The organism is Pseudomonas sp. BW16M2, assembly GCF_014268865.1.
Lineage (GTDB): Bacteria > Pseudomonadota > Gammaproteobacteria > Pseudomonadales > Pseudomonadaceae > Aquipseudomonas > Aquipseudomonas peradeniyensis.
The window spans coordinates 385,454-404,154 of sequence record NZ_JABWRI010000001.1 but is presented as its reverse complement, the minus strand read 5'-3'; the positions used below and the strand labels follow the sequence as shown (position 1 = coordinate 404,154).

The following is an 18,701-nucleotide window of genomic DNA, read 5'->3' as shown; positions in this document are numbered from 1 at the left end:
TTCGAGCGGTAAAGGCAAAGCGCCCGGGAGATGGGCGCTTTGCGGTGGAGTGATGCGTTTGAATCAGAGTGTGCTGAACAGCGGGAATGTTCCCAGGGCCAGCGCGCCGAACATTATGCACAGGCACACCAGCACTGCCCACTTGAGGGTGAAGCGCTGGTGGTCGCCGAACTCGATGCCGGCCAGGGCCACCAGCAGGTAGGTCGAGGGTACCAGCGGGCTGAGCAGGTGTACCGGCTGTCCGACGATCGACGCGCGGGCCATTTCCACCGGGGTGACGCCGTAGTGGCTGGCGAACTCCGACAGCACCGGCAGCACGCCGTAGTAGAAGGCATCGTTGGACATGAAGAAGGTGAACGGCATGCTGACGATGGCGGTGATCACCGCCATGTACGGGCCGAACGCCTCCGGGATCACCGCCAGCAGGCTCTTGGACATGGCGTCGACCATGCCGGTGCCTGACAGGATGCCGGTGAAGATGCCGGCGGCGAAGATCAGCCCGCTGACGGCCAGCACGCTGGAGGCGTGGGCGGCGATGCGGTCCTTCTGCTGCTGCAGGCACGGGTAGTTGACGATCATGGCGATGCTGAAGGCGATCATGAACAGCACCGGCAGCGGCAGCACGCCGGCGATCAGCGCGACCATCAGCGCCGCGGTCAGGGCGCCGTTGAACCAGATCAGTTTTGGACGACGGGCCTCCGGGAACTGCGACACGCTGATTTCGCTGTGGTCGATGTCGTCGGTCGGCAAGTGCAACTCGCCCAGGCGGGCGCGCTCGCGCTTGCCGTACCAGTAGGCGATGGCCAGGATCGCCGCCACGCCGAAGGCCATGGCCGGGATCATCGGCACGAAGATATCCGACGGGTCCACGTGCAGGGCACTGGCGGCGCGGGCGGTGGGGCCGCCCCACGGAGTCATGTTCATCACCCCGCCGGCGAGGATGATCAGGCCAGCCATGATCCGCGGGCTCATGCCCAGGCGGCTGTACAGCGGCAGCATGGCGGCGCAGCAGATCATGTAGGTGGTGGCGCCGTCACCGTCGAGGGACACCACCAGGGCCAGCACCGCGGTGCCGACCGAGACTTTCAGCGGGTCGCCCTTGACCAGCTTGAGGATCCTGCGCACGGCCGGGTCGAACAGGCCGGAGTCGATCATCAGGGCGAAATAGAGAATGGCGAACATCAGCATCACGCCGGTGGGCGCGAGCTTGCTGATGCCTTCGAGCATCATCGGGCCGATCTTGGCGGAAAAACCACCGAACAGGGCGAACAGGATCGGTACCAGGATCAAGGCGATCAAGGCCGACAGGCGCTTGGTCATGATCAGGTACATGAAGGTGATGACCATGGCGAAGCCGAGGAAGGTCAGCATGGCGGTACTCCAGGCGTGGCGCGGCGAAAGGAAGGACGATTCGGGCGGATCAGCGCGTCAGGCGCTGCGCGAGGAGCAGGCGGAGGGGGACTGCGAAAAGGCGGGCACAGGAAAACATCAGAATCACCATTGTTGTTGTTGATTGGGCCGGGCGCGGAAGTTTCCGGGTGCCCTGGCTGACCGGTCTGCTGCCGGTGGTGGCGCTATCCTATGTGGGCAAGCTTTCAGCCAGCTTTCGCCTGCGGTCAGGCGACGGGAGGTCGTTCGATGGTGGATGTCGTGGAAGGCGGGTGTCATTGCGGGGCGTTGCGCTACCGGCTGCAGGCCGATCTGGGCGATGTCGCCCATTGCCATTGCTCGATCTGCCGGCGGGTCAGCGGCGGCACGCTGGTGACCTGGGTCACCCTGCCCCTCGCGGGTTTCCAGTGGCTGGCGGGCTCGCCCCAGCGCTACATGGCGCCGCAGAGCTGCAGCCGGTATTTCTGTGGCAACTGCGGGGCGCATGTGGCGCTGGTGACGGCGCATAGCCCTGAAACGATTGATGTGACGGTGGCGACGCTGGATCATCCCGAGCGGGTGCCGGCCAATCGGCATATCTGGGTGGGGAGTCGGCTGCCGTGGTTGCAGGTGGATCAGGGGTTGCCGGAGGAGGACGAGGAAAGCCTGTAGGGCATTGCGCTGCCTCTTCCGGCCCTATCGCCGGCAAGCGCTAGGGCAGTTGCAATCCCCCGGCCGCCTTGTGCAACGCCCGCAGATGCTCGCCCACCTGCTTGATATTGGCTTCCACGGCTTTGATCTCCCTGCCCCGCTCCGGCCCCAGCAGCGCCCTCACCTGCTGGTCCAGGTCGGTGCTCAGGCGCAGCAGCTGCGCCTGGCGCTCGCTGCTCACCTGTTCCAGTTGCTTGCGCTCCGCGGGCTGCGGCAGACCGTAGCCCCCTGCCCCCAGCAACTCCGCCGGGCGACTTAAGAAGCCGCTATTGGCCAGCATCGCCTGCAAGGTTTCGTTGGCCTTGTCGAAGCTGCCGTCCTTGAGCGCCCGGCCGTTCAGGTAACGCTGCTTGACCTCGTCCTGGGCCAGCAGCAGCTGGCGGCGCAGGCCGGCCTGCTCGAGCAGCAGCAAGGCCGCGCTGGTGCGCAGGTCGGCGCGGTCGAACCATTGGCGGCGCTGCTCGGCGTCCAGCGCCAGCCAGTCTTCCACGCTCGTCTGCTTGATCGGCAACTGCTTGCGCAGCACTTCGAACATCGCCTGGTAGCGATCACGGTAGGAGTCGAAGCGATAACCCAGGCGCAGGGCCTCGAGGGGGTCGTCGAGCACGTGGGTATCGGCCAGTCCCCTACCCTTCAGCACCTCCAGCAAGCCGTTGGGCATGATGCTGTCGAGGTCGTTCAGGCGCGGGTTGCCGGTACCGCTGCGCAGCAGCTTGAGCGACTCCACCGCGCAGTTGTTGGACAGGAAGTAGTAGTTGCCGTCGTAGCTCCAGTGCATCTCGGCGGCCTGGCGCACCAGGTTCTCGATCTCGCCGCGGCTGAGCTTGAGCGGCACCGAGGCCAGGCTGCGCAGCTCGGTCTTGGTGTATTCGTCGATCACCTGCCCCAGCGGCAGCACGAACAGCCGCGAGGGGTAGGCGCCGGTCAGGCCGTCCCAGCTGGACAGCTGCACGTCGTTGACGAAGGCGCGGTACGACAGCACCAGGCTCTGGTCCAGGTCCAGGCGGCAGGCCGGCCCGCGCGGGCGACCCGGGGCGCAGATCACCAGGCGCAGCATGCTGTGGCCCCAGCGGCTGACCCAGTTCTGGTTGGCTTCGGCCAGCAGGTAGTCCACCTCGTAGACCCGCTCCGGGTCGATCTCGCCCAACGGCTGGCGGGCGAAGTCGTTGCCGGCGTTGAGGAATGGCAGGCCCTTGGCGCAGGCATCCTGTCGCGGCGCCCAGCCGAAGTGGTCGCGCAGGTACTGGTTGAGCGCCGGGCGACGGCAGCCGTAGCTCGGGTCGAGGAGGAAGTACTCCATGTTGACCGCGATGAACTCCTTCGGGCTGCTCAGCTCGTAGGGATCCGGGCTGCGCACCAGCTGGCCGTTGTGCTGCTCGCGCTCACCACGCCGGCCGACGTACTGCGGCCAGCCGGCCAAGTCCAGCAGGCGCGGGTCGTCGCTCAGGGTAAAGCGGCGTTCGGCCTGGCCACGGCAGTCCTGCGGCAGCCCGACCTTGCCCAGGGCGCCCTGCTGGCGCTTGCAGCGGCTGATCAGCTGGCGCTCGGCGTCTGGCCACAGGCGCGCGCGGTCATAGATATGGGTGAGTTCGTGGAGCACGGTGGCCAGCAGTTCCTCGCGGACCGTGCCGTGGGGACGGTTGGTCTTCTCGCGGGCGGCGCTGCCGTCGACCAGGCCCGGCAGCAGGCGCCGGTTGAGGTCCAGGCTGGCCACCGGAGAGGCCTGGCCGTAGGCGTCCTCGGGCATGCGTTCGGTCCAGCCGACCAGGATCTGCCGGTCCAGTTGCTGCTTGAAGCGCGGTGGAAGCTTGGCCATGGCTTCGTCGAGCAACGTCTGGGTCGCCTGCTGTTGCGCAGGGGCGAGGCCGTCGCGCTGCAGTACCAGCTGCAGGTCGGCCAGGGCGGGCGTGCCGAGCAGCGTCAGGGCGCAGCCCAGCAGCCAGGCACGCACGCGCTTCACAGGGCGAGGATGGCTTCGGCCAGCACTTGGTCGCTGGCGTCACGGGCCTCGGGGACGCGGGCACGCAGGGTGTCGAAGGCGGCTTCGAGCTGGGCGCCGCGGATGTCGCCGTTGCTGGCGACGAAGCTGGCGGCGTCGTCGTGGGCTTCACGCACCACTTTCGAGTCGCGGATCGAGGTGGTGGTGTCGGAGGTGAAATCGATCGAACGGCCGAAGGCGCGGACGATGATGTTGCTGGTGGCCACCAGGGTGTGGGCCTGGGCCAGGTCGGCGAGCAGCAGCATGCCGAGGGTGGCGGCGATCAGCGGTTTACGCATGGAGCATCTCCGGAAATACAGGGGAGTCGAATGTAGTTATTGGACGAGAATCGCTTCGGCCAGTTCACGATCACCGACGGAGTGACGGACGACGTTCTGGTGCAGCATGTCCAGCGCCGCCTGCAGGCGCGCGCCACGGATCCGGCCGTCGCTGGCGACGAAGGCGGCGGCGTCGTCACGGGCGGCGGCGACCAGCTTGCGGTCGAACGGCGCGGCGGTGACCTGGCTGGTGACGTAGCCGCTGATGACCAGGCTCTGGGTGGTGGTATCCATGGCTTGGGCGCTGCTCATGCAGGCCAGGGCGAACAGTGAAGGCAACAGGTAACGCATGGGCGGTCTGGCGATGATCTCGGGCTGCGAAGGCTACCCCGGATCCACTGGGCGGGCCAGTGAATCCGGGCGGTGCGGGGCTCAGATGGCGAGGATGGCGCGGGCCAGCTGCGCGTCGCTGGCCTGCAGGTCCGGCAGTTGCTGGCGAATGTGCACGAACGCGCTCTCCAGCTTGGCGCCGCGAATGGCGCCGTCGCTGCCGACGAAGCTGGCGGCATCGTCACGGGCGGCCTTGACGATCTTGTCGTCGCGGAACGAGGAGGAGATGTCGGAGGTGGCGTCGGTGGAGGCGGCTACCGCGCCCACCACGGCGTCGGTGGTGACGACGAAGCTGGTGGCATTGGCTGCGCCGGCGAGCGACAACAGCAAGGCGGCGCCAAACAGGTGATAACGGGACATGGTCGGGGACTCCTGCACTGGGTCTGGATGGTTCTGCTTATCGGACGCTCGCTTGGCTCGTCACGGTACTTTTCTCTGCCAGGCGCGTAAGACAAGCGTAACACGCGCTGGTTCGGGCGTTTGGCTCGAGAAAAGATCACAAATAGTAACTGTACCTACTGATATGAGAATTTATAGAACTGTTATGGTTGGCTATGCAAGCGCTCTATTCCGGGCCTTGAAACAAAAAACCCGCTGCAGTTTCCTGCAACGGGTTTTTGTGAATTCGCGGTGCCGGCCTGGGCCGGCGTCCGGCGCTTAGCGCCAGAAAGGCTTGCTCAGCTCTTCGTAGCGCTGCGACTCGCTGATACCGGCGTCGGCCAGCAGGCGGGAGTCCAGGCGCGCCAGTTGGCGGCGGCTGGCCATGCGGCGCTGCCACAGTACCAGGGTGGACAGGACGCGCAGCGGCAGGGCGGCGTTGGAAGCTTGGGCGTTTTCGAAAACCAGGTCGGAACTGAGGGTACGTTCCATGATGTGTCATCCTTCCGCTTGTGGCGGCATTAGGGAGTGATTTAACTGGTGCCCATCTTCCTCTTCTCTCGTCCAGAACAGTAGGTACAGTTCAGGTGTATTGTGAGGGGGCAGTTAACTGTTGGAAGGGACTGTTGCACTGGTTATTGAGGGAACTGTACTGGTGCGCACTGGTTTGGTGCGATTTTGTGGTGTTGGTGGGGAAATGGTAAGCAGGAAGTGATGTTTTAGGCGGTACAGTAGTACAGTTTTAGATATGTTTTGGCTTGAAGTGTTCGACGACAGAGTTGCAGCGCCTATGAAATCGAGCGCCGCCCGCGCGGCGCTCGATCTCAAGGGCGCTGCTGAACCATCGCCAGGCACTTGTCCGCCATTACGCGATCCCCAACCCCCTCAAACCGATACCGCCGCCCCCCGCGCCCGCTCGGCCTTGCCCAGTAACCGCTTCATCCGCCATTCAAAGCCAAACGTCAGCGCCACCGCCGCGCAGGCCAGGCCCAGCGCCAGCCCCCACCAGATTCCCTGCGCGCCGCCGCCGAGGTTGAAGGCGAACAGCCACGCGCTCGGCGCCCCCACCAGCCAGTAGCACACCAGGCCGATCAGGAAGGTGGTCTTGGCGTCCTTCAAGCCACGGATCGAGCCCATGGCGATGGTCTGCACGCCATCGAACAGCTCGAACCACGCCGCCACCATCACCAACTGTACCGCCAGCATGAAGATCGCCGCGAAGGCCGGGTCGTTACGGTCGATGAATAATCCGACCAGGGCGTCCGGCAACAACCAGAACAGTGCGGCGAAGGCGAACATCAGCGAGGCACCGAAGCCGATCCCCACGCGCCCGGCGCTGCGCGCCGCCAACAGGTTGCCGGCACCATAGTAGAGGCCGACGCGCATGGTCACCGCGTACGAAAGGCCGGTCGGGACCATGAACGCGGTCGAGACGATCTGCAGGGCGATCTGGTGCGCCGCCAGTTCCGTGCTGCCCAGCACGCCCATGCACAGGGCGGCGAAGGCGAACAGGCCCACTTCGACCATATAGGTACCACCGATCGGCAGGCCCAGCCGCCACAGCTCGCGCAGGGCCGGCAGGGAAGGGCGCGACAGCCCCTTGCGCAGCGGGTAGGCGGCATAGGCCTTGTGCCAGCGAATATAAAGCGCAAGGGCGATGGCCATGCCCAGGGTCACCACCGCGGTGACCAGGCCGATGCCCATCAGCCCCAGCTTGGGCAGGCCGAACATGCCCTCGATGAGCGCATGGTTGAACAGGTAGTTGAACACCGTGCCCACCAGGCTGATGACCATCACCGGGGTCGAGTGACCCAGGGCGCTGGTGAAGCCGCGCAGGGCCATGAAGGTCATGTAGCCGGGGAGGGCGAGCGGCAGCAGGGTGAGTAGTTGCATCGCCGAGTCGACGTTCTCCGGCTTTTGGCCGAACAACAGCAGCACCGGCTTGAGGTTCCACATCACCAGCGCCGAGACCAGCGCCAGGCCCCAAGCCAGCCACAGGCCGCTCTGGGCCAGGCGGGTGACGCCCTCGGTGTCGTTGGCGCCCTTGCGGATCGCCACCAGCGTGCCGACCGCGGCGATCACGCCCAGGCAGAAGATCGACACGAACGAATAGCTCGCCGCGCCCAGGCCGCCACCGGCCAGGGCCTGCGGGCTGATGCGGGCCATCATCAGGGTGTCGGTGAGCACCATCAGCATGTGCGCCAACTGCGAGGCGATCAGCGGCCCGGCCAGGCGCAGCAAAGCCTTGAGTTCAGTGGTGGGCGCGACATGCATGGGGGCGGTCCTTCTGGATGATTCGGGGAAGCGAGCCGTCGATTCTGAGGCCTCGGTCAGCTTTGCACAAAAGGATAAATGCGATCATTGCCATGAGTCTGACTCATGTCTGTATGATCCTCTGTACCCGACCTACGCCCCGCCTGACAGGTGTGTCATGACCCGCCAACTGCCTCCGCTCTATGCGCTGCGCGCATTTGAAGCCGCCGCCCGGCTGAGCTCCTTCACCCGTGCCGGTGAAGAGCTGTCGATCACCCAGAGCGCGGTGAGCCGGCATATCCGCACCCTCGAGGAACATTTCGCCTGTCGCCTGTTCGTGCGCAGCGGACGCAGCCTGCAACTGACCGAAGCCGCGCGCATGCTGCTGCCCGGTGTGCGGGACGGCTTCGCTTCGCTGGAGCGGGCCTGCGAGGCCTTGCGCGGCGAGGACGACATCCTGCGCATGAAGGCGCCCTCGACCCTGACCATGCGCTGGCTGCTGGCGCGCCTGAGCCGTTTTCGCCACCTGCAGCCGGGCAACGAGGTGCAGCTGACCAGCGCCTGGATGGATGTCGATCATGTCGACTTCAACCAGGAGCCGTTCGACTGCGCGGTGCTGCTCAGCGATGGCAGCTTCCCGGCGGACTGGGAGGTGCGTCGGCTGTTCTCCGAGCTGTTGATCCCGGTGGGCGCGCCGGACCTGCTCGACGATGCGCCGTGGGACGAGCGGCGCCTGGCGGGCATCGAACTGCTGCACCCCACGCCGGACAAGCGTGACTGGCGTGCCTGGCTGGCGCGCATGGGGCTGACCGACAAGGTCTCGCTCAAGGGCGGGCAGGTGTTCGACACCCTGGAGCTGGGCATGATCGCCGCGGCACGGGGCTACGGGATCTCCATGGGCGACCTGCTGATGGTGGCCGAGGACGTGGCCCAGCGCCGGCTGAGCCTGCCCTGGCCGACCGCGGTGGCCAGTGGCATGGACTACTACCTGGTGTGGCCGCGGACCCGGCCGGGGGGGGAGCGGCTGCGCAGGTTGAGTGTATTCCTGCAGGAGGAGGCGGCGGCGATGGACCTGCCGGCGGTACAGGTGCTGTCGGCGCAAGGTTGATGATCATCGCGGGGCAAGCCCGCTCCCACGCAGAGCCACGGGACACAGCGGCAAGAAAACGTTTGCGAATATCCCGGTCCCGTACTCAAGTATTTCCTACAGACGCCGATCAACTTGCACCAGCGTCCCGGAAGAGGGCGCGATTCCCCGTCGATATGCAGCGGGCGGTCAGCGTGATCAGGACGATCCCGGCCTCTTGCCAGGAGCCTTGCCATGTCTCAACCGCGTGCCCGAATCGCCTCGCAGCTCGGGATCGCCCTCGCCATCGTGCTGGCGCTGGTGATCACCGGTAGCACCCTGTTCGCCCTGCGTTCGCTGGACGACGCCAACCTCACCACCCGCCAGGCCCACCTGGCCAGCGAGGCGCGGCTGCTGGCCGACCAGCTCGACACCTTCCACGGCTCGCTCAAGGACAACACCCAGCGCCTGAGCGGCCTGTTCGAGCGCCGATTCGCCTCGGGGCTGGCGCTGCACGCCGGTGAGACGGTCAACGTCGCCGGTGCCGCGACACCGGCGCTGTACCTGGGCGACCACCTGCTGAACAACGATTTCCGCCAGGTCGACGAGTTCCAGCAGATGACCGCCGGGGTCGCGACCCTGTTCGTGCGCAGCGGTGACGACTTCGTGCGCATCAGCACCAGCCTGACCAAGCAGGACGGCAGCCGCGCCATCGGCACCCAGCTCGATCGCCAGCATCCGGCCTACGCCAAGCTGATGGCCGGGCAGACCTACGTCGGCCGCGCCGTGCTGTTCGAGCGCAACTACATGACTCGCTACGTGCCGGTGCGTGACGGCGGTGGTCGGGTGATCGCGGTGCTGTTTGTCGGCTTCGACTACACCGACGCGCAGAACGCCCAGCTCGCCAACCTCAAGCGCTTCCGCATCGGCCAGACCGGTTCGCTGGCGTTGCTGGACGAGCAGGGCAAGTGGCTGGTGCCGCCGGCCGAGGTGCGTGACGGCGAGGCGGCAGCCCAGGCGGTCAAGGCGATCCAGCCGGGAGCAGGGCAGTTCTGGGCCGGCGCCGGCGAGCCGTTGTTCAGCGTCACCGAGCCGTTCGCCGAGGGGCCGTGGACCGTGGTGGCAAGCATGCCCGAAGGCGAGATCCGCGAAGTGACCTGGAGCGTCGGCCTGCGCCTGGCCATTGGCAGCGTGCTGGCGATGCTGCTGGCCGTGGCCGCCACCCTCTGGCTGCTGCGGCGCAAGCTGCGCCCGCTGGGCGACCTGGTGCGCCAGGCCGAAGCCCTTGGCGCCGGCGACCTGAATGCCCGCCTGAGCGTCACCAGCCAGGATGAAATCGGCCAGCTGGCCCGCAGCTTCAACCAGATGGGCGAGGCCCTGGCGACCATGGTCGAGCATATTCGCGCCGCCTCCGACCAGGTCAGTGGCCGTGCCCGCTCGTTGTCGGGCCTGTCGTCCGGCGCCTGCGAGGGCATGGACCAGCAGTCCGGCGAGATCACCAGCATGGCCGGCGCGGTGGAGGAGTTCAGCGCCACTTCGATGAACATCGCCGACAACATGGCCGGTACCGAGCGCATGGCCCGCGACAATGCCCAGCAGACCCGCATCGGCCGCAGCGCCATGGACGAAGCCTCGGTTTCCCTGCGGCAGATCGCCGAGGCACTGGGCGGCACCGCCAGTGTGATGGACACTCTGGGCGCCCGCTCGCAGGAGATCGGCGGGATTGTCGGCGTGATTACCTCGATTGCCGAGCAGACCAACCTGCTGGCGTTGAACGCCGCTATCGAGGCGGCGCGGGCCGGCGAGCAGGGCCGTGGATTCGCCGTGGTCGCCGACGAGGTTCGTGGCCTGGCCGCGCGCACCCGCCAGGCCACCGACGAGATCTCGGGCATGATCGCCAGCATCCAGCAGCAGACCGGCCATGCCATCAGCACCCTGGAGCAGGGCAACCAGCTGATGCAGGAAGGCCTGGCGCGCAACGACAAGGTGGCCGAGGCCCTGGCCCGCATCGACGAGCAGAGCAGGGTGGCGGGCGAGCAGTTCGCCGTGATCAGCACCGCGACCCAGGAGCAGAGCAGCACCGCGACGGTGCTCAGCCGCAACCTGCAAAGCATCGCCCAGGCCAACAGCGAGCAGCGCGATGTGGCCAATGAACTGGCCATGACGGCCCGCGAGCTGGAAGGGCTGGCGGGGCAGTTGCGCCAGGAAGTGGATCGGTTCCGCACTCACCGATAGTGCACTGGGGCTGCCTTGCAGCCCTTTCGCCGGCAAGGGTACGCGTTATCCTGTGGGAGCCGGCTTGCCGGCGAAAGGGCCGCAGAGCGGCCCCGGCTTTGCGAAGTCCTACATCGTGCCCAGACCCAACGCCTGCGCACACGCCTGCAACGACCGGCGCTCGCTCTGCGCATACAGCGCCAGTTCATCCTGCACCTGCAACCCCAGCGCCTGCTCGAAGGCCTCGCGGTTGGCGTTGCTGCCATAGTCGGCCTGCCCATCATCCCCCAGGTTGGACTGGAAGATCCCCGCCGCGCTCACCGGCAGGAAATCCTCGTACACCAAGGCCTCGAAATGCACGTGCCCGGCGTCGATCAACCCCTGCAGGGTGGTCGGGCGATCCTGTTGCCCGCGCTCGGCCAAGCCTTTCTCGGTGGCGAAGTAGCGGAAGTACGCCAGCCCCTGCTCGCGCATCTGCCCCAGGTCATCCGGAAACTCGGCGAAGTGCTCCGCGAGCAGCGCCCTGTAACGCTCGGCATTGGCCTCCGCCGGCGCGCCGCCCAAGGCTTCACGGGTCGCATCCAGCAGACGGTCGTACAGCTGGCGCCCCTTGGGCGTCAGCGCCGCGCCGCGCTGTTCGATCTCGCCGAAACGCGCCGTGTGGCTGCCCTGGGCATCACTGAAGGCGACCTTCTCCTGCAAGGCCTTGAAGCTGGTCTGGCGCAGCAGGATCGGCTGGCGCCGGGAGGGCGGCCCCTCGACCACGGCCTTGGGCGGAATACCCTTGGCCGGCATGCCGAGCTGGATCGCGTCGATGTCCAGGGTGCGCGGGGTCAGGTGGTTGATATGCGGGCCTTTGAACGCCACCACATCGGCGATCAGCCGGTGCTGGTCGTGCAACTGCTGGTACTGCTCGGCGCTGACCGTGGCGTCCTGGTGCCAGCGGAAGGTGTGCAAGGCCTCCTGGACGAAGGTCTCGGCATCGCTTGCGTCCAGGCCGCCGTCGCGTTCGCATTGGGCGATCAGCTCGAGTACGCGGGGGGTGAAGATCTGCCGTTTCTCCAGGATGCTCTGGGCCAGTGCGCGCAGTTGCGGGTTGTCGATCAGCTCCAGGCGCAGCAGCGAGGTGAACACGCGGAATGGGCTGATGTGCAGCGACTGTTCGTGCACGGCGCGAAACGCGGTGGAGTGCACCGGCACGCCGGCCGAGCTCAGGTCGTAGTAGCCGACCGGCTGCATGCCCATCACCGCGAACAGGCGGGCGATGGTGGCCAGTTCCTCGGCGGTGCCCACGCGGATGGCGCCGTGGCGTTCCTGGTCGAGGCGTTCGATCTCGCCGGTCCAGCGCAAGGCCTCGGCCACCTTGGGCTGTGCGGCCATGACCTGCTGGTTGGTCTCGCTCACCAGCTCGAGCAGCGTGCCGTACAGGGGGACTTCCTGCTTGTACATGAGCGACATGGCGGCAGAGAACTGCGCGCGGATGCTGTCGGGGCTGACGAAATCATGGGCGGGCATCGCAAGCTTCCTGGGTGAGTGGAGGACACTTACATGAAAACTGGGAATGGAGCTGGCGTACAAGCGAAAAAAAGTGCGGGTTTCATTCCATTTTTGATCGACCTTGACGACCCTATCGCGGGGCAAGCCCGCTCCCACGAACTGTGTGGGAGCGGGCTTGCCCCGCGATGGCGTCAGTGGTCGCGCCGCTGGATCTGCTCGGCAACCCACTCCACCAACGCCCGCACCTTCGGCACTTCCGCCGCATGCTCGGCATACGCCAGGTAATGCGCGCCATTGCTCTTCATCGCATGGTCCCAGGCCAGCACCAGGCTGCCCTCGGCCAGCTCCCGGGCCACCAGGTACCGCGGCACCAGCGCCACCCCGCACCCCGCCTGCGCCGCGCTCAAGGCCATGTAGAAGGTGTCGAAGCGCGGCCCGTGGTAGCTGTTGTCGGTGTGCAGCCCCTGCTCCAGGAACCACGCGTGCCAGGCCTCCGGGCGCGAGGTGCTCTGCAGCAATACCAGCTCCGCCACCGCGCCCGCGTCAGGCAGCGTGCGGCCTTGCAACAGTTCCGGCGCGCACACCGGCACCACCTCTTCGCCGAACAGCTCGACGCAGGTCGCCCCGGGCCAGGTGCCCTGGCCATAGAAGAACACCACGTCGGCCGACCCCTGCAGCAGGGAGAACGGCTCCATCTCGTTGCGGATATCCAGGTGGATGTTCGGGTGGCGCTTGCCGAAGCCTTTGAGGTGCGGAATCAGCCAGCGCACGCCGAAACTCGGTTGAGTGGCTACCTTCAATACTTCGGTCTGCGAGCCATAGCTCAGGACATAGCGGCTGGACATGTCCACCTGGGTGAGGATCTTGTTCACCTCGGCCAGGTACAGGCTGCCGGCGGGGGTCAGTTGCAGGCGTCGGCGGATGCGCAGGAACAGGTGGTGACGCAGCATCTCCTCGAGCTGCGCCACCTGCTTGCTCACCGCGCTCTGGGTCAGGTGCAGCTCCTCGGCGGCGCGGGTGAAGCTCAGGTGGCGGGCTGCGGCCTCGAAGCACTGCAGGGCGGTCATGGACGGAACCAGGCGTTTGGACATAAGCGGTCTCGGCGGCTGAAATCATTACCTGACGGAATGATATGCGGAATAAAGGTCGTTTGTTGCACCTGTGTAATCGGATTAATACTGACCCACATCATTTTTACCCCTTCACCCGATGAAAGGAGAAGCACGATGGTTGCTGCATTGCTCGAGCGTCTTGGCGTTGCCGCCGCGGCTCACACCCAGGGCGACTACCCTGTTCACACCCCGATCGACGGCAGCCGCATCGCTTCGGTGAAGCTGCTCTGCAAGGCTGACACCATTGCCCGCATCGACCAGGCGCAACAGGCCTTCGAAACCTGGCGCAGCGTGCCGGCCCCGCGTCGTGGCGAGCTGGTGCGCCTGTTTGGCGAGGTGCTGCGCGAGCACAAGGCCGACCTCGGCGAGCTGGTCTCCATCGAAGCCGGCAAGATCACTCAGGAAGGCCTGGGCGAAGTACAGGAAATGATCGATATCTGCGACTTCGCCGTCGGCCTGTCGCGCCAGCTGTACGGCCTGACCATCGCCTCCGAGCGCCCGGGCCACCACATGCGTGAAACCTGGCACCCGCTGGGCGTGGTCGGGGTGATCAGCGCCTTCAACTTCCCGGTGGCGGTATGGGCGTGGAACACCGCGCTGGCGCTGGTGGCCGGCAACGCCGTGGTGTGGAAGCCGTCCGAGAAGACTCCGCTGACCGCCCTGGCTTGCCAGGCACTGTTCGACAAGGCCGTGAAAGCTTTCGGCGATGCGCCGGCTGGCCTGGCGCAACTGGTGATCGGTGGCCGCGAAGCCGGCGAAGCCCTGGTCGACGACCCACGCGTGCCGCTGGTCAGCGCCACCGGCAGCACCCGCATGGGCCGTGAAGTCGGCCCGCGTGTCGCGGCGCGATTCGGGCGCAGCATCCTCGAGCTGGGCGGCAACAACGCCATGATCCTGGCCCCGAGCGCCGACCTCGACCTAGCCGTGCGCGGCATCCTGTTCTCCGCCGTCGGCACCGCCGGCCAGCGCTGCACCACCCTGCGCCGTCTTATCGTTCACCGTTCGATCAAGGACGAAGTGGTCGCCCGCGTCAAAGCCGCCTACGGCAAGGTGCGCATCGGTGACCCGCGCAAGGACAACCTGGTCGGCCCGCTGATCGACAAGCAGTCGTTCGATGCCATGCAGGGCGCGCTGGCCAAGGCCCGCGACGAGGGCGGCCAGGTGTTCGGTGGCGAGCGCCAGCTGGCCGAGCAGTATCCGAACGCCTACTACGTGTCGCCGGCCATCGCCGAGATGCCGGCCCAGAGCGACGTGGTGCGCCACGAGACCTTCGCGCCGATCCTTTACGTGCTGGCCTACGACGACTTCGAAGAGGCCCTGCGCCTGAACAACGAGGTGCCGCAAGGCCTGTCGTCGTGCATCTTCACCACCGACATCCGCGAGGCCGAGCGCTTCCAGAGCGCCTCGGGCAGCGATTGCGGGATCGCCAACGTCAACATCGGCACCAGCGGTGCGGAGATCGGCGGGGCGTTCGGGGGCGAGAAGGAGACCGGGGGCGGGCGAGAGTCCGGGTCGGATGCGTGGAAGGGCTACATGCGCCGGCAGACCAATACCGTGAACTATTCGCGTGAGTTGCCGCTGGCCCAAGGCATCGTCTTCGATTGAACCTCGTGGGAGCGGGCTTGCCCCGCGATAGCGTACGATCAGGCGACGCCATCGCGGGGCAAGCCCGCTCCCACGAAGGCCGCTTCACGCAGCTTTTACCTGCAACAAGAATAATATCGCTGGAGCCGGGCCATGTCCGAACTGCGTCAAGAATGTCTGTGGGAACACGTCACCCAGCCGACCGTCGCCGCCCAGGCCCTGGCCGGCGAGCACAAGGCCGATGTCTGCGTGATCGGCGGCGGCATCACCGGCCTGTCGGCGGCGATCCACCTGCTGGAGCAGGGCAAGTCGGTGATCCTGCTGGAAGCCTGGAAGATCGGCCACGGCGGCTCCGGGCGCAACGTCGGCCTGGTCAACGCCGGCACCTGGATCCGCCCCGACGACGTCGAGGCCACCCTCGGCCACAAGCAGGGCAGCCGCCTGAACAAGGTGCTCGGTGAGGCCCCGGGTGAAGTGTTCGCCATGATCGAGCGCCTGGGCATCGACTGTCAGGCCCGGAACCAGGGCACCTTGCACATGGCGCACAACGCCACCGGCATCGCCGACCTCGAGGCCCGCCACCAGCAATGGACCCGGCGCGGCGCCGACGTCGAGCTGCTGACCGGCGCGCAATGCCAGGAATACTGCGGTACCGACAAGATTTCCGCCGCGCTGCTCGACCGCCGCGCCGGCACCATCAACCCCATGGGCTATACACAAGGCCTGGCCGCCGCCGTGAACCGGCTGGGCGGCAAGCTGTTCCAGCAGTCCTCGGTCGAGGGCCTGAAGCGTGACGGCGACGTCTGGCGAGTGAAGACCGCGCGCGGCGCGGTGCGTGCCGACAAGGTGGTGATCTCTACCGGCGCCTACACCGAAGGCGACTGGAGTAACCTGCAGAAGCAGTTCTTCCGCGGCTATTACTACCAGGTCGCCTCCAAGCCCCTGCACGGCGCCGCCGCCGACAAGGTCCTGCCCCATGGCCAGGGCTCGTGGGACACCCGTACCGTGCTCAGCAGCATCCGCCGCGACGACCAGGGCCGGCTGCTGCTCGGCAGCCTCGGCCGGGTCGACAACAAGCCGGCGTGGTTCGTGCGCAGCTGGGCCGACCGTATCCAGAGCCACTACTACCCGGAGCTGGGCAAGGTCGAGTGGGAGATGCACTGGACCGGCTGCATCGACTTCACCCCGGATCACCTGATGCGCCTGTTCGAGCCGGCGCCGGGGCTGGTGGCGGTGACCGGCTACAACGGACGCGGCAATACCACCGGCACGGTGATCGGTCGGGCGTTTGCCGAGTTCCTGCTCAAGGATGACCCGGACAGCCTGCCGATTCCGTTCTCGCCGATGAGGCCGGTGAGTGCGCCGTCGTTGCGCACGGCGTTCTACGAGTCGGGTTTTTCGCTTTATCACGCAGGGCAGTGTCTGCGTGTGGTGCTGTAATCGCGCCGCCTTCTTCGCGGGTAAACCCGCTCCCACAGGGGACGTGCAAACCCTGTGGGAGCGGGTTACCCGCGAAGAAGGCGGCGCAGATGGTCAGGTCATTTGTGCAACCAGCTCAGGAACCCACCTTTCTTCACCACCGCCGGCTTCTGCAGCAGCAGTGACTCGCGCTTCTGCCGGCGGAACCGCTGCAGCTTGGTCAGCGCCGACTTCACATCCCCGCTCTCGGCCAGGCAACCGCGCACCTGTTCCTTGTCGATGCGATAGAGCATGCAGCCGCTCAGGGCGCGGAACTCGACCGGCGACGCCTCGTCATCCACCAGCCCCTCCAGCCCCAGCACCTCCCCAGGCCCCATGCGCCCGCCTTCGATCAACCGCTCGCCATCGCGCACCGAGGCCAGCACCACGCCACGGCTGATCAGCAGCACATGCTCCGAGCGCTCGCCGATGCCGAGGATGACCTGGTCGGCCAGGTATTCCACCGTGGTCATGCGCTGGCTCAGGGCATCGCGCTCTTCGTTGCTCAGTGAGCGGAACACCCGCACTTCCTCCAGCAGTTCGCGCTGGCGACTGCGCACGGGGGCGCCAAGCTCGGTGTTCCAGGTCACGCCGCTGGCCTCCAGGTGGCGGTGGGCCAGGTCGAACAGCTGGTTGCGCACCTCGGTCTTGCGCGACATCTCGGCGATGAAGCCGCTGGCCTCGTACTCCACCGACTCCAGGCTCGAAGCCTTCACCGTGACCTTGGGCGCCGGCTTGTCGAGCAGGATGCTGGTGCCCTGCAGGGTCTTTTCCAGCGCATCGAACACCCGCTGCGGACGCACCTTGGCCGGCACCACCACGCTGATCGACACTCCATGCACCTCGGCCGGGCGGCTGAAATTGAGGATCTTGGCCTTGGCCGCCACCGAGTTGGGGATCACCGCCAGGCTGCTGTTGCCGGTGATCAGGCGGGTGGCCCGCCAATCGATGTCGACCACCTTGCCCTCGGTGCCGTCGATCGAGATCGCGTCGCCGATCTGGTAGGGCCGCGTGGTGTTCAGCACGATGCCGGAGAACACGTCGGCCAGGGTGCTCTGCAACGCCAGGCCGATGACGATGGCCATCACCCCGGAGGTGGCCAGCAGGCCCTTGACCGGCAGTTGCATCACATAGGCCGCCGCCGCCACCGCCGCGACCAGGAAGATCAGCGCCCCGACCACATCCTGCAGCAGGCGCCCGCCGTGGCTGCCGCGTGCCACCAGCAACAGGCCGAACACCACCGTCACCGTGCGTGCGCCGAACAGCCACCAGCCGATCGCCAGCACCGTGGCCATCAGGTTGCGCGAGACATCGTCGGCCCAGGGCGGGGGTTGCAGCGGGCTCATGCCCGCCGTCAGCAGCACCGTGCTGAACACCAGGAAACACACCAGCCGCGTGGCGATGCGCCAGGCCCGGTGGTGCAGCGGAATCAGCTGCCAGAGCAGCAGGTCGAGCAGGATCAGCAAGGTGCCGAGCAACAGCGGGTATGACTGGATGAACGCCAGCATGGTGGTCTCGGTGCGGGGGAGGGCTGTGGGTAGTAATAGAGCAGGTTGGGGTGGCGGGCAATGACTGTCTGCGGGTATCGCAATCGCGGGCTTGCCCCACGAAAAGGCCAGAACAGGCAACGCCAATTCATCGTTCGTAAAATAGAACGCTACAGCCAAATTTCACTATCTACCGCCACAAAGGTCCAGGTTTTAATCTTCTCCCATCAACGCGAAACACCCAACCCACTGAAGATCGAAACCCAAGGAGCACCGGCAATGAACAACTTCAAATACAACCGCCTGAACAAAGATGACGCCGCCGTACTGCTGGTCGACCACCAGGCCGGCCTGCTGTCCCTGGTCCGCGACATCGAGCCGGACCGCTTCAAGAACAACGTCCTGGCCCTGGCTGACCTGGCCAAGTACTTCAACCTGCCGACCATCCTCACCACCAGCTTCGAGCAAGGCCCCAACGGCCCGCTGGTGCCGGAACTCAAGGAACTGTTCCCGGATGCCCCGTACATCGCCCGCCCCGGCCAGATCAACGCCTGGGACAACGAAGACTTCGTCAAGGCAGTGAAGGCCACCGGCAAGAAACAGCTGATCATCGCTGGCGTGGTGACCGAAGTGTGCGTGGCCTTCCCGGCGCTGGCGGCCCTGGAAGAAGAGTTCGAGGTGTTCGTGGTGACCGATGCCTCCGGTACTTTCAACGAAATGACCCGCGACGCCGCCCACGACCGCATGAGCCAGGCCGGCGCCCAGCTGATGACCTGGTTCGGCGTGGCCTGTGAGCTGCACCGCGACTGGCGCAACGACGTCGAAGGGCTGGCGGCGCTGTTCTCCAACCACATCCCGGACTACCGCAACCTGATCACCAGCTACAACGCCCTGACCGCCGGCAAGTAAGCCGCCGCCAGCCTGGCA

Annotated in this window: 16 protein-coding genes; 6 read left to right on the top strand and 10 right to left on the bottom strand. The window is 66.3% G+C overall.

Going from position 1 to position 18,701, the window contains the following annotated elements; translation table 11 throughout:
- Nucleotides 1-63 precede the first annotated feature (63 nt).
- On the bottom strand, nt 64-1,371 hold the full coding sequence (locus tag HU735_RS01790) for a CitMHS family transporter (RefSeq protein WP_186712184.1): 1,308 nt from the start codon (nt 1,369-1,371) through the stop codon (nt 64-66).
- Nucleotides 1,372-1,638: 267 nt separating this feature from the next.
- Here HU735_RS01790 and HU735_RS01785 point away from each other — a divergent pair, with 267 nt between their 5' ends.
- Nucleotides 1,639-2,040, top strand: coding sequence for a GFA family protein (locus HU735_RS01785; RefSeq protein ID WP_028688651.1), 402 nt, complete (start codon nt 1,639-1,641; stop codon nt 2,038-2,040).
- Nucleotides 2,041-2,080: 40 nt separating this feature from the next.
- Here the strand turns inward: HU735_RS01785 and HU735_RS01780 are convergent, their stop codons facing one another.
- The 6 genes from HU735_RS01780 to HU735_RS01755 form a co-directional block, all read right to left on the bottom strand.
- Complete coding sequence (locus HU735_RS01780) at nt 2,081-4,039, bottom strand: DUF4105 domain-containing protein (protein WP_186712183.1); 1,959 nt, start codon at nt 4,037-4,039, stop codon at nt 2,081-2,083.
- Nucleotides 4,036-4,356: a DUF2388 domain-containing protein gene (locus HU735_RS01775; RefSeq protein ID WP_011531558.1), complete on the bottom strand. Its 321-nt coding sequence runs from the start codon at nt 4,354-4,356 to the stop codon at nt 4,036-4,038. Before HU735_RS01775 ends, HU735_RS01780 begins: the two co-directional genes overlap by 4 nt.
- 36 nt (nt 4,357-4,392) lie before the next feature.
- Nucleotides 4,393-4,686, bottom strand: coding sequence for a DUF2388 domain-containing protein (locus HU735_RS01770; RefSeq protein ID WP_186712182.1), 294 nt, complete (start codon nt 4,684-4,686; stop codon nt 4,393-4,395).
- Nucleotides 4,687-4,767: 81 nt separating this feature from the next.
- The gene (locus HU735_RS01765) at nt 4,768-5,085 is read right to left on the bottom strand and encodes a DUF2388 domain-containing protein (protein ID WP_050703225.1); all 318 of its coding nucleotides are present in this window, start codon (nt 5,083-5,085) and stop codon (nt 4,768-4,770) included.
- A 297-nt stretch (nt 5,086-5,382) separates the two neighbouring features.
- On the bottom strand, nt 5,383-5,595 hold the full coding sequence (locus HU735_RS01760; RefSeq protein ID WP_011531561.1) for a DUF1127 domain-containing protein: 213 nt from the start codon (nt 5,593-5,595) through the stop codon (nt 5,383-5,385).
- A gap of 393 nt (nt 5,596-5,988) precedes the next feature.
- Nucleotides 5,989-7,377, bottom strand: coding sequence for a NorM family multidrug efflux MATE transporter (locus HU735_RS01755; protein WP_050703226.1), 1,389 nt, complete (start codon nt 7,375-7,377; stop codon nt 5,989-5,991).
- A 157-nt stretch (nt 7,378-7,534) separates the two neighbouring features.
- Here HU735_RS01755 and HU735_RS01750 point away from each other — a divergent pair, with 157 nt between their 5' ends.
- Nucleotides 7,535-8,464, top strand: coding sequence for a LysR substrate-binding domain-containing protein (locus HU735_RS01750; protein WP_050703227.1), 930 nt, complete (start codon nt 7,535-7,537; stop codon nt 8,462-8,464).
- A 213-nt stretch (nt 8,465-8,677) separates the two neighbouring features.
- Nucleotides 8,678-10,657, top strand: coding sequence for a methyl-accepting chemotaxis protein (locus tag HU735_RS01745; RefSeq protein WP_186712181.1), 1,980 nt, complete (start codon nt 8,678-8,680; stop codon nt 10,655-10,657).
- A 108-nt stretch (nt 10,658-10,765) separates the two neighbouring features.
- Here HU735_RS01745 and HU735_RS01740 read toward each other — a convergent pair whose 3' ends face one another.
- A complete protein-coding gene (locus HU735_RS01740) occupies nt 10,766-12,151 on the bottom strand; it encodes a VOC family protein (RefSeq protein WP_186712180.1) in 1,386 nt (461 codons plus the stop codon).
- Between the two features lie 173 nt (nt 12,152-12,324).
- Nucleotides 12,325-13,224, bottom strand: a complete 900-nt coding sequence (locus HU735_RS01735) for a LysR family transcriptional regulator (RefSeq protein WP_186712179.1) — start codon at nt 13,222-13,224, stop codon at nt 12,325-12,327.
- Between the two features lie 135 nt (nt 13,225-13,359).
- Between HU735_RS01735 and HU735_RS01730 the strand changes: the two genes are divergently transcribed.
- A complete protein-coding gene (locus tag HU735_RS01730; protein WP_186712178.1) occupies nt 13,360-14,850 on the top strand; it encodes an aldehyde dehydrogenase family protein in 1,491 nt (496 codons plus the stop codon).
- Nucleotides 14,851-14,982: 132 nt separating this feature from the next.
- Entirely contained in the window at nt 14,983-16,269 is a 1,287-nt protein-coding gene (locus HU735_RS01725) for an FAD-binding oxidoreductase (protein WP_186712177.1), read from the top strand.
- A gap of 98 nt (nt 16,270-16,367) precedes the next feature.
- Here HU735_RS01725 and HU735_RS01720 read toward each other — a convergent pair whose 3' ends face one another.
- Nucleotides 16,368-17,795, bottom strand: a complete 1,428-nt coding sequence (locus HU735_RS01720) for a mechanosensitive ion channel family protein (protein ID WP_186712176.1) — start codon at nt 17,793-17,795, stop codon at nt 16,368-16,370.
- 258 nt (nt 17,796-18,053) lie between these two features.
- Between HU735_RS01720 and ycaC the strand changes: the two genes are divergently transcribed.
- Complete coding sequence (gene ycaC / locus HU735_RS01715) at nt 18,054-18,683, top strand: isochorismate family cysteine hydrolase YcaC (protein WP_110735958.1); 630 nt, start codon at nt 18,054-18,056, stop codon at nt 18,681-18,683.
- Nucleotides 18,684-18,701 lie beyond the last annotated feature (18 nt).